Source organism: Micromonospora sp. NPDC000207, assembly GCF_040300925.1.
GTDB lineage: Bacteria > Actinomycetota > Actinomycetes > Mycobacteriales > Micromonosporaceae > Micromonospora.
In genome coordinates this window covers 22295-33001 of sequence record NZ_JBEPEQ010000071.1, presented here as the reverse complement: position 1 = coordinate 33001, position 10707 = coordinate 22295, and the positions used below count along the sequence as shown (strand labels likewise).

12 protein-coding genes are annotated in these 10707 nt (G+C 69.5%); all 12 read left to right on the top strand.

Going from position 1 to position 10707, the window contains the following annotated elements; genetic code table 11:
- Positions 1-152: 152 nt before the first annotated feature.
- Entirely contained in the window at positions 153-1103 is a 951-nt protein-coding gene (locus ABT336_RS18140; protein WP_350897779.1) for a carbohydrate ABC transporter permease, read from the top strand.
- Positions 1100-1915 (top strand): carbohydrate ABC transporter permease, encoded by an 816-nt coding sequence (locus tag ABT336_RS18135; protein WP_350897778.1) that lies wholly within the window; start codon positions 1100-1102, stop codon positions 1913-1915. Before ABT336_RS18140 ends, ABT336_RS18135 begins: the two co-directional genes overlap by 4 nt.
- Before the next feature lie 7 nt (positions 1916-1922).
- Positions 1923-3071, top strand: a complete 1149-nt coding sequence (dgoD, locus tag ABT336_RS18130; RefSeq protein WP_350897777.1) for a galactonate dehydratase — start codon at positions 1923-1925, stop codon at positions 3069-3071.
- Between the two features lie 2 nt (positions 3072-3073).
- Positions 3074-3736: a bifunctional 4-hydroxy-2-oxoglutarate aldolase/2-dehydro-3-deoxy-phosphogluconate aldolase gene (locus ABT336_RS18125; protein ID WP_350897776.1), complete on the top strand. Its 663-nt coding sequence runs from the start codon at positions 3074-3076 to the stop codon at positions 3734-3736.
- Positions 3733-4686 carry a sugar kinase gene (locus ABT336_RS18120; protein ID WP_350897775.1) on the top strand — a complete coding sequence of 318 codons (954 nt, stop codon included), beginning with the start codon at positions 3733-3735 and terminating at the stop codon, positions 4684-4686. The genes ABT336_RS18125 and ABT336_RS18120 overlap by 4 nt, the downstream gene beginning before the upstream one ends.
- Positions 4687-4716: 30 nt before the next feature.
- Entirely contained in the window at positions 4717-5946 is a 1230-nt protein-coding gene (gene manD / locus ABT336_RS18115; RefSeq protein WP_350897774.1) for a D-mannonate dehydratase ManD, read from the top strand.
- Complete coding sequence (locus ABT336_RS18110; RefSeq protein ID WP_350897773.1) at positions 5936-6523, top strand: gluconokinase; 588 nt, start codon at positions 5936-5938, stop codon at positions 6521-6523. Before manD ends, ABT336_RS18110 begins: the two co-directional genes overlap by 11 nt.
- Before the next feature lie 178 nt (positions 6524-6701).
- Positions 6702-6827: a hypothetical protein gene (locus ABT336_RS18105; protein ID WP_350897772.1), complete on the top strand. Its 126-nt coding sequence runs from the start codon at positions 6702-6704 to the stop codon at positions 6825-6827.
- Between the two features lie 220 nt (positions 6828-7047).
- A complete protein-coding gene (locus tag ABT336_RS18100) occupies positions 7048-8121 on the top strand; it encodes a TauD/TfdA family dioxygenase (RefSeq protein WP_350897771.1) in 1074 nt (357 codons plus the stop codon).
- 26 nt (positions 8122-8147) lie between these two features.
- Entirely contained in the window at positions 8148-8915 is a 768-nt protein-coding gene (locus ABT336_RS18095) for an ABC transporter permease (RefSeq protein ID WP_350897770.1), read from the top strand.
- A complete protein-coding gene (locus ABT336_RS18090; RefSeq protein ID WP_350897769.1) occupies positions 8908-9798 on the top strand; it encodes an ABC transporter permease in 891 nt (296 codons plus the stop codon). The genes ABT336_RS18095 and ABT336_RS18090 overlap by 8 nt, the downstream gene beginning before the upstream one ends.
- A gap of 25 nt (positions 9799-9823) precedes the next feature.
- Positions 9824-10603 carry an ABC transporter ATP-binding protein gene (locus ABT336_RS18085; protein ID WP_350897768.1) on the top strand — a complete coding sequence of 260 codons (780 nt, stop codon included), beginning with the start codon at positions 9824-9826 and terminating at the stop codon, positions 10601-10603.
- The last annotated feature ends 104 nt before the right edge of the window (positions 10604-10707 follow it).

Sequence of the window (10707 nt, the reverse complement as noted above, 5' to 3'; positions counted from 1 at the left end):
TCTCTATCTATACTCCTCTCGTGTGTGGTGTTTTTTTTGTCCTTGTGGTGCTCGGCGGGGGGGGGGGGGGGGGCCCCGGGGGGCGGGGGGGGGGGGGGGGGGGGGCCCCCCCCCCCACCACCCCCGTCCGGCCTCCCCCTCACGGAGAACCCATGTCAGCAGCAACCGCCAGCAAGGCGCCGCGTAGCGCCAACGTCATGCCCGACACGCCCCGCTGGGCGCGCTGGGCCAACGAACACCGCAAGTGGCTCTTCGCGGCCCCGGCCATGGCCTTCGTCGCCGCGCTGATCATCTTCCCGCTCGCCTGGACGCTGTACCTCAGCCTGACCGACTCCCGTGGATCGGTCCGCGCCGACTCGAACTTCATCGGCCTCCAGAACTACCTGGACGTGCTCAGCGACACCGACCGGTTCTGGCCCGCCGTCGGGCGGACCGGCATCTTCACCGGTGTCGCACTGCTCGTGGAGGTCGTCCTCGGGATGGCGATCGCCCTGCTCCTGTGGCGGCCGTTCAAGGGCGAGAAGTGGGTCCGGGTCGCCATCCTCCTGCCGCTGGTCGCCACCCCGGTCGCGGTCGGCATGATGTGGCGCCTCATCTTCGACCCCAACATCGGGATGGCCAACCAGATCCTCGGGTGGGTCGGTATCGCCCCCCAGCCCTGGCTTGCAGGGCAGAACACGGCGCTGGCGACCACGATCTTCATCGACATCTGGCAGTGGACGCCGATGGTGGTGCTGATCCTGCTCGCCGGGCTGACCTCGCTCTCCGACGAGCCCCAGGAAGCGGCGATGATCGACGGTGCCAGCGCCTGGCAGCGCTTCCGGCACGTCACCCTGCCGCTGCTGATGCCCACCGTGATCGTCGCGGTCCTGCTGCGCGGCATCGACGCGCTGAAGACCTTCGACATCCTCTACGCCACCAAGGGCCGCGGCGGCGGTTCCTTCAACGAGGTGGAGACCCTCAACGTGTACGCCTACGGCCTCAGCTTCGACTACAACGAGTACGGCCGCTCGTCGACGGTGCTGATCCTGTTCTTCCTGATCATCATCGGCGTGATGTGGGCCCTCACCGCCCGGCGCAAGAAGGAGGTGGGTCGTCGATGAAGCAGCGGACCGGATACAAGATCTTCCGGGTGGGTGCGCTCGTCCTGGTGGTGCTCTCCCTGGTGGCACCACTGCTCTGGATGGTCTCCGCATCCTTCAAGACCAACGTGGACATCTACGACTCCAGCAAGGCGCTGGTCTTCACGCCCACCCTGGCCAACTACGACACCGTCTTCCAGCAGGCGAACTACCTCCAGTTCGTGTTCAACAGCCTCTGGGTGGCCTTCGCGGCGACCCTGCTGTCGCTGATCCTCGGGGTGCCGGCGGCATACTCGATGAGCCGGTTCAACATGAAGAAGTCGGCCCTGGTGGTCCTGATGGCCCGGGTCATCCCCGGCGTCTCCCTGCTGGTGCCGTGGTACTACGTCTTCTCGAACCTGCAGATGATCGGGGGCTTCGGGGTCCTGATCCTGAGCCACATGTTCGTCTCGCTGCCGTTGATCGTCTACATCATGATGGGCTACTTCGACGGCCTGCCGGAGGAGTTGGAGGAGGCTGCCCTGGTCGACGGTCTGACCCACATCGGGGCCTTCCGTCGGATCACCCTGCCGCTGTCGGTGCCGGGTGTCGCCACCGCCGGGATCCTGTCCTTCATCTTCAGCTGGAACAACTTCATGTTCGCCCTGGTGCTCGCCAGCGGGAACACCAAGACCCTGCCCGTGGCGATCTTCGACTTCGTCGGTTACGCCAGCATCGACTGGGGCGGCCTGATGGCGGCGACCACCGTGGTCACCCTGCCGATCATGGTGATCGCGCTGTTCGTGCAGAAGTACATCGTCTCCGGCCTCACCGCCGGTGCGACGAAGGGCTGAGACGACAATGACGACCATCGCCCGCGTCGAGACCTTCCTCGTCGCACCCCGCTGGCTGTTCGTCCGGGTGGAGACCGAGTCCGGCATCGTCGGTTGGGGAGAGGCCACCTGCGAGGGGCGCTCCGAGACCGTCCGTACCGCCGTCGAGCAGCTCAGCGAGCTGCTGATCGGCCGGGACGCGCTGCGGATCGAGGACCACTGGCAGGTGATGACGAAGGGTTCCTTCTACCGGGGTGGCCCCATCCTGGCCAGCGCCGTCGCCGGCCTGGACCAGGCGCTGTGGGACATCGCCGGCAAGCGGTACGGGGCTCCCGTGCACCAGTTGCTCGGCGGCCCCGTCCGGGACCGGATCCGGGTGTACGGCTGGGTCGGCGGTGACGAGCCCAGCGAGGTCCGTGACCACATCGCCGCCCGGGTCGAGTCCGGACTGACAGCGGTGAAGATGAACGCCTCCGGGCGGATGAGCCCGATCGCCTCCGTCGCCGAACTCGACGAGGTGGTGGCCCGGGTGGCCGCCGCCCGGGAGGTCCTCGGCGACCACCGGGACGTGGCGGTCGACTTCCACGGTCGGTTCACCCTGGCCAACGCCCGCCGGGTGGCGCCGCTGCTGGAGCCGTACCGGCCGCTGTTCCTGGAGGAGCCGGTCGTCCCGGAGAACTCCCACCTGATCGGCGACTTCGTCCGCTCGACCACCACCCCGGTCTCCACCGGGGAGCGGCTCTACAACCGGCAGGAGTTCCTGCCGGTCCTGCAGGCCGGTATCGCGGTGGCCCAACCGGACCTCTCGCACGCCGGTGGCATCACCGAGGTACGCAAGATCGCCGCGCTGGCCGAGACGTACGACGTGCAGCTCGCCCCGCACTGCCCGCTGGGTCCGATCGCCCTGGCCGCCTGCCTGCAGGTCGGGTTCGCCACGCCGAACTACCTGATCCAGGAACAGAGCATCGGGATCCACTACAACCTCGGTGCCGAGGTGCTGGACTACTGCGTCGACCAGCAGCCGTTGACCTTCGTCGACGGGTACGTCCAGCGTCTCACCGCCCCCGGGCTGGGCATCGAGATCGACGAGCAGGCGGTACGCGCGGCCGACAAGCGGGGCCACGCCTGGCGCAGCCCGATGTTCCGGCACCTCGACGGCTCCTACGCGGAATGGTGACCATGACACTCGACCTCCCCGCCGAACTCGCCGCGACCCGCCTCCTGGCGGTCATCCGTGGCACCGACACCGCCGCCGCGATCGCGGCCGGCACCGCCCTGCTCAGCGAGGGGGTGAGCGTGGTCGAGGTGGCCCTGACCACCCCCGGCGCGCTCACCGCCATCGAGGCGCTGCGCCAGGCCGCCCCCGAGGGCTGCCTGGTCGGCGCGGGCACGGTGCTCACCACCGCAGACGTCGCCGACGTGGCGGCGGCCGGGGCCCAGTTCGTGGTCACCCCGGCGGTGGTCGACTCGATCGGCGAGGCGGCCCGTCGCGGCCTGCCGGTGGCCGCCGGGGCGCTCACCCCGACCGAGGCGTACACGGCGGTCCGGCTGGGGGCCGGCGTGGTCAAGCTCTTCCCGGCCGCGGTGGGCGGTCCGGCGTACCTCAAGGCGATCCGCGACCCGTTCCCGGACCTGCCGCTCGTCGCGGTCGGCGGGGTGGGGCTGGCCGAGGTGCCCGCCTACCTGGCGGCCGGGGCGATAGCGGTCGGGGTGGGTGGACCGCTGGTGGGCGACGCCGCCTCCGGTGGCGACCTCGACGCCCTGCGGGCCCGGGCCCGGCAGTACCGGGCGGTGACCGACGGGGTGGGTGCCGCACCCGGGACGAACGGCGGCCGGTCGTGAGCGGTTACGACCTGGTCACCGCTGGCGAGACGCTGGTCTCCCTGCGCTCGTCGGGGCCGCTGGCCGTCGGCGGGCCGTTGACCATGCACCTGGGCGGCGCGGAGTCGAACGTGGCCATCGGCCTGGCCCGACTCGGCCACCGGGTGGCCTGGATCGGCCGGGTCAGCGACGACGAGCTGGGCCGGTTCGTGCAGCGCCAGCTGCGCGCCGAGGGCGTCGACACCAGCGGGGTCCGGCGGGACCCGGACCGCCCCGCCGGGCTGATGTTCCTGGAGCAGCGGACCTCCGACGTGACCCGGGTGCAGTACCACCGGGCCGGGTCGGCCGGGTCGGCACTCACAGTCGAGGACCTGCGGGGTCCGCTCTCGGCCGGCACCCGTCTGCTGCACCTGACCGGGATCACCCCGGCGCTGTCCGAGGCGGCGCACAAGGCGGTGCACTGGGCGGCGCGGGAGGCAGTGGCGATGGGCACGGCGGTCTCCCTCGACGTCAACTACCGGGCCAAGCTCTGGTCCCGGGAGCAGGCCCGGGCGGCGCTGACCCCGCTGGCCGGGTACGCGTCGCTCGTCGTCGCCTCCGCCGACGAACTGGACCTGGTCACCGCCCCCGACGCCGACGAGGCCGACGCGGTGACCGACCTGCTGGACCGGGGCGTACGGACCGTGCTGGTCAAGCTCGGTGCCGACGGCGTACGCGCCTACACCCGCGACGACGTCACCTACGTCCCGGCGGTGCCCGTCACCGCCGTCGACACCGTCGGAGCCGGGGACGCGTTCACCGCCGGCTACCTCTCCGGCCAGCTCGACGGGTTGGACCTCGTCGACAGGTTGCGCCGGGCGGTCACCCTGGGCGCCTTCGCGGTCGCCGGGCACGGTGACTGGGAGGGCCTGCCCCGCCGCGACGAGTTGTCCCTGATCGACGGCAGCGCCGCCGGTACCACCCTCCGCTGAGGCCCCTCCCTACGAGAAAGGCAGCCACCCGTGAAGATCGTCGCCGCCGACGTCATCGTCTCCAGCCCGGACCGCAACTTCGTCACTCTGAAGATCACCACAGAGGACGGTGTCACCGGGCTGGGCGACGGCACCCTCAACGGTCGCGAACTCTCCGTCGCCTCGTACCTGCGTGACCACGTCGCCCCGCTGCTGGTCGGCCGGGACGCACACAACATCGAGGACGCCTGGCAGTTCCTGTACCGCTCGGCGTACTGGCGTCGTGGCCCGGTCACCATGGCCGCTATCGCCGCCGTGGACGTGGCCCTGTGGGACATCAAGGCCAAGGCCGCCGGGATGCCGCTCTACCAGCTGCTCGGCGGTGCGTCCCGAACCGGGATCATGGCCTACGGGCACGCCTCCGGCCGGGACCTGCCGGAGCTGTTCGACTCGATCCGGAGGCACCTCGACGAGGGCTACCGGTCGATCCGGGTGCAGACCTCCGTCCCCGGCATCAACGCCGTGTACGGTGTGGCCGCCCAGCCCAGCAGCGACGGCAAGCGCTACGACTACGAGCCGGCCCAACGGATCCCGCTGCCGGCCGAGGAGGACTGGGACACCCGCGCGTACCTGCGTCACCTGCCCGGCGTGTTCGAGGCGGTCCGCAGCGAGTTCGGCCCGGAGCTGCCGCTGCTGCACGACGGCCACCACCGGATGACCCCGATCCAGGCCGCGAAGCTCGGCAAGGCCCTCGAACCGTACGACCTGTTCTGGCTGGAGGACTGCACCCCGGCGGAGAACCAGGAGGCGCTGCGGCTGGTGCGCCACCACACCACCACCCCGCTGGCCATCGGGGAGATCTTCAATACGGTGTGGGACTACCAGACCCTGATCCGCGAGCAGCTGATCGACTACGTGCGGTCGGCCGTCACCCACACCGGTGGCATCACCGCGATGCGCAAGCTGCTCGACTTCGCCGCCCAGTACCAGATCAAGTCGGGCATCCACGGCCCCACCGACATCTCGCCGGTGGGCATGGCCGCCGCCCTGCACCTGGACCTCGCCATCCACAACTTCGGCATCCAGGAGTACATGCGGCACGGGCCGCTCACCAACGAGGTGTTCCGGCAGTCCTTCACCTTCGCCGACGGGTACCTGCACCCGGGCACCCAGCCGGGCCTCGGGGTGGAGCTGGACGAGGAGGCGGCGGCCCGGTTCCCGTACCAGCCGGCGTACCTGCCCTACAACCGGCTCAAGGACGGCACCGTCCATGACTGGTGAGCCACCGCCGACCCGACACGTCGTGGTGATGGGGGTGTCCGGGGCCGGCAAGACCACAGTGGCCCAGGGCGTCGCCGAGCTGACCGGACTGACCTTCGCCGAGGCCGACGAGTTCCACTCCGAGGCCAACGTGGCCCAGATGCGGGCCGGGGTCCCCCTCGACGACGACGCCCGGTGGCCGTGGCTGCGGGCGCTGGCCGACTGGATGGGCGAGCGCCACCGGGCCGGGGTGTCCACGGTGCTGGCCTGCTCGGCGTTGCGACGGACCTACCGCGACCTGCTGCGGGAGGGGCCGCCGACAGTGGACTTCGTCCACCTCGCCGGGCCGACCGAGGTCATCAGGGAACGGATGTCCCTGCGGGCCGGTCACTACATGCCGGCGAGCCTGCTCGACTCGCAGACAGCGACGTTGGAGCCGCTGCTCCCCGACGAGCAGGGTGTCGTCCTGGACCTCCGACTCACCACGGAGGCCCTCGTCGAGGCCGCGGTCGAGCAGCTCGGCCTGTCGTTGCGCGACGACCCGCTCGGGGTGCCCGCGTCCGCCCGGCGGCGACCGCCGGCCGAGTCGCACCGGTAGACCACCCGGGGGCGCGGCGGCCGGGGTCCGCCGCCGCACCCCCGGGATCCGTACCGCTGGTGACCAGGGCGATCATTCCGGTCCTCCAGTAACGAATGCGTTTCCGGGTCTTGACAGTAACCCGAGTCCAATTACAAGATGACGTCTTGTAGAACGAGACACGGGAGGGGTGACCACGATGACGACCAGAACCGGAATCTGCACCCCACCCGTCCCACCGGTGCACACCCGGGCCCGGAACAACCCGAAGCGGCATGGCATCCGCTTCGGCGCCGCCGTCGGCGGCATCATGATCCTGTTTTGACTGAGCCGCCCCGCAGCCCGCTCTCGCAGCGGGCCGGTCGAGGACGCGTGTCGCAGGTCGACCGCGTCCACCGACAGCACGTGGGCCACCTGACACCCCAGTGAGGAAACCGTCCGTCGGACGGTTCCTCGGGCGTCGGCCGTGAATGGTCACCCGACTGCTTTCACCATTCCCACCTCGGGCTTATTCGGCAATTCAGTCGTCATCAGGAGCATGCGTCATGACTACCCTCAAGCCGATCCAAGGTCCCGCCGCCTGGCGCGGAGACGAGATCGCCACCAGCACCTCTTGGCAGTACCAGCTCAGCGCCCCCGAACTCGCCGAACTGGAGCGGGTCGGTCGACAGTTCGTCGACGACGACCCCGACCTGCGCACCGTCACCGCCGCGCGTTACCCCCTACCCACCCTCTCCGAAGGGCTCCTGCGATGGGCCGGCGACCTCGACGACGGCCCCGGCTTCGTCCTGGTACGGGGTCTGCGGGTCGAGCACTACAGCGACGCGGTGTCGGCCGCCGTCTTCTTCGTCCTCGGACTGCACCTGGGCACCCCGATGCGGCAGAACGAACTCGGTGACCTGGTCGACCACGTCCTGGCCACCTCCGACAAGACCCGGACCGATCCCACCGCCCTCGGCTCCAAGATCCGCGACAAGCTCGACTTCCACTCCGACAGCTCCGACGTGGTCGCCCTGCTCTGTCTGCGGACCGCCCGGGAGGGTGGGGCGAGCAGCCTGGTCAGCGGGGCCACGCTGTTCAACGAGGTGCTGGCCCGGCGACCGGAGTTGGCTCCGCTGCTCCTCGAACCGTGGTACTTCGACTGGTACAAGCAGGACCACGACGCCCCCGCCCCCTACTACACCTCGCCGATCGTCAGCTACGTCGAGGACACCTTCAGCATCTACGCCGGAAGCAAGATCATCTTCTCGGCGCAGGACTACCCCGACGTGCCGAGACTGACCGAGGAACAGACCGAACTCCTGCACCTGCTCGACGACATCGCCCGGGAGCCCGGCGTCGCCCTGGACATGGACTTCCGCCCCGGGGACATCCAGTGGCTGCTCAACTACGCCGCCCTGCACTCCCGGACCGCCTTCGTCGACTGGCCGGAGCAGGGCCGCCGTCGTCACCTGCTGCGGCTGTGGCTCCAGCGGGAGGTCGGCCGTCCCCTCGCGCCGAACTTCGGGCGCCACGTCGTGAAGTCCCGTACCGAGACCCGTGACGAGAGCACCTCCGACGACCTGGGCCGGTTCAGCATCCGCCTGGCGGCGCTGCCCCGGTTCGACTGGGGCCTGTAGGCAGACGGGACCGGGAAGGGACGAACATGGAGATTGGCCGACGAACCCGATCCGCTGCCCTCGGCATCCTGGGTGTGATCACCGTCCTGCTGGCCTGGCAACTGATCCGGGCCACCGACACGCTCCCCGAGAACTCCCTTCCCGGTCCGTTGCCGGTCCTGGGCAACCTGCCGGACCTGATCGCCTCCGCGGAGTTCCGGGCCGGCCTGGTCGACACGATCAGAACCTGGGCGATCGCACTGGGGCTGGCCACCCTCGTCGGGGTGGTGATCGGGGCCCTGTCGAAGGCGGTTCCGGGACTCGCGAGCCCGACGGCGGTCGCCGTGGACGCCTTCCGCTCGGTGCCCTCGACCGCCCTGATCCCGATCGCCATCCTGCTCTGGGGCCTGGGTACCGAGATGAAGGTGGCGGTGGCGATCTACGCGATCGTGTGGCCCATTCTGATCAACACCATCTACGGCCTCTCCGGCATCGAGCCGACCCGGATCGACGCGGCCCGGTCGATGCGATTCTCGTGGCTGCGCACCCAGATGTACGTCGCGCTGCCGACCGCCCTTCCCTCGATCTTCACCGGCATCCGCATCGCTTCGGGTGCCGCCCTGGTCGTCGTGATCAGCACCGAGTTGTTGGGTGCCCTGTCCGGAGTCGGGACGGTCCTCGTGGCGTACCAACGGGCGGGGCACGCGGACTATGTCATCGCCGGAACCCTGCTCGTCGGTGTCGTGGGGGTCTTCGTCTACGGCGCCATCACCTGGCTGGAGAACCGCATCGTGAGGTGGAAGTCCGTTGACTAGCCCGACGACCCGCACCGCGCCGGACGCACCGGCCACCGCGCCCGAGCCCCCACCCCCGACCCCGTCACGTCCCCACCTCGGACAGCGGGCCACCAGCCTCCTGCGTCCACTGCTGAACCTGTGGCTGCTGGCCGCACTGCTGGTGGGCTGGGAGATCTACGCGCGGGCCAACCCGACCATCTTCTTTCCCCCACTCTCCTCGATCCTGCGGCAGTTCTGGGCGGACTGGCTGTCCGGCCCGCCCACGCGCGCCTTCCTCTCCGACCAGTTCTTCACCGCGGTCGTACCGAGCATGTCCCGGTTGACGCAGGCGATGATCCTGGCGCTCGTCGTCGGAGTCGCCGGCGGGATGCTCGTCGCCCGTAACCCCGTCATCCGTGGCATGTACAGCCCGATGATCCGATTCTGGTTGGCCACCCCGAAGGTCGTGCTACTCCCTGTCGCCCTCCAGGTCTTCGGGGTCTCGGACGCGCTCAACATCTTCGTGATCTTCTTCGGCACCGTCTGGCTGATTATGATCAATACAGCCGACGGGGTGGCCGGCGTGAACGCCGCCTGGCTGCGGAGCGCGAGCAGCATGCGCCTGTCCCGGTGGCAGCTCTACCGCCACGTGATCCTGCCCGCCGCCGCACCGCAGATCATGGCCGGTATCCGGGTCAGCATCGGCGTCGGACTGATCATGGTCATCGTCTCCGAGTTCTACGCGACCACCGCCGGGGTCGGATACGAGGTCATGCGTTTCCAGGAGACCTTCGGCTACCTCCAGATGTGGTCCGCGTTCCTGCTCATCGCGATCATCGGCCTCATCCTCAACCTCGTCACCGCCGGGCTCGAACGGCGGGCCCTGCGCTGGCAACGCCGTACCGGCCTCGGTGCCCTGTGAGTCCCGAACCGACGGGAGGACCGTCATGACCCTGACCATCGACAACATCACCAAGAGCTACCCCTCCACAAAGGCCGGCCCTCGCCTGGCCCTGGCCCCCACCTCCCTCACGATCGGCCGCAACGAGTTCGTCTGCGTGGTCGGGCCGTCGGGCTGCGGCAAGTCGACGATGCTGATGATGATGGCCGGCCTGCTCAGCCCGACCGACGGGCAGGTACGACTCGGCGACACTCCCGTCACCGGCCCACCCGCCGGGCTGAGCGTCGTCTTCCAGGACTACGGACGGTCCCTCTTCCCCTGGATGAACATCCGTCGCAACCTCGCCATCGCCGGGCAGGCCGCCGGGCTCCCCAGGGCCGAGATCGCCGTACGGGTCGCCGAGGCCCTCACTGCGGTCGGCCTGCACAAGGTCGAACACCTCTACCCCTGGCAGATGTCGGGCGGCATGCAGCAACGGGTCGCGATCGCCCGGGCCCTCGTCGTCCGCCCCGACGTCATGCTCATGGACGAACCGTTCGCCGCCGTCGACGCCCAGACCCGCGCCGACCTCGAAGACCTGGTGCTCAAGGTACGGCACGACTATCAGATGACTGTCGTGTTCGTCACCCATGACATCGACGAGGCTGTCTACCTCGGAGACCGCGTACTGGTGATGCAGGCCAATCCCGGACGCCTCCTGCGCGACCTGCCCATCGACCTGCCCCGACCCCGCGACCAGGTCGGCACCAAGCTCGAACCACGCTTCGCACAACTGCGTAGTGAGATCTTCCGTCTCGTCATGCGTCCGGTCGAACCCGCAGCTTGATCCCCCCTTCTTCTCGCCCCGGCTGCCCAATCCCCTTCCAGCACCGTTCCCCCACCGGTCGGGCCGCCGGACCGAGAAACAACACCCCCGACAGTAAAATGAGA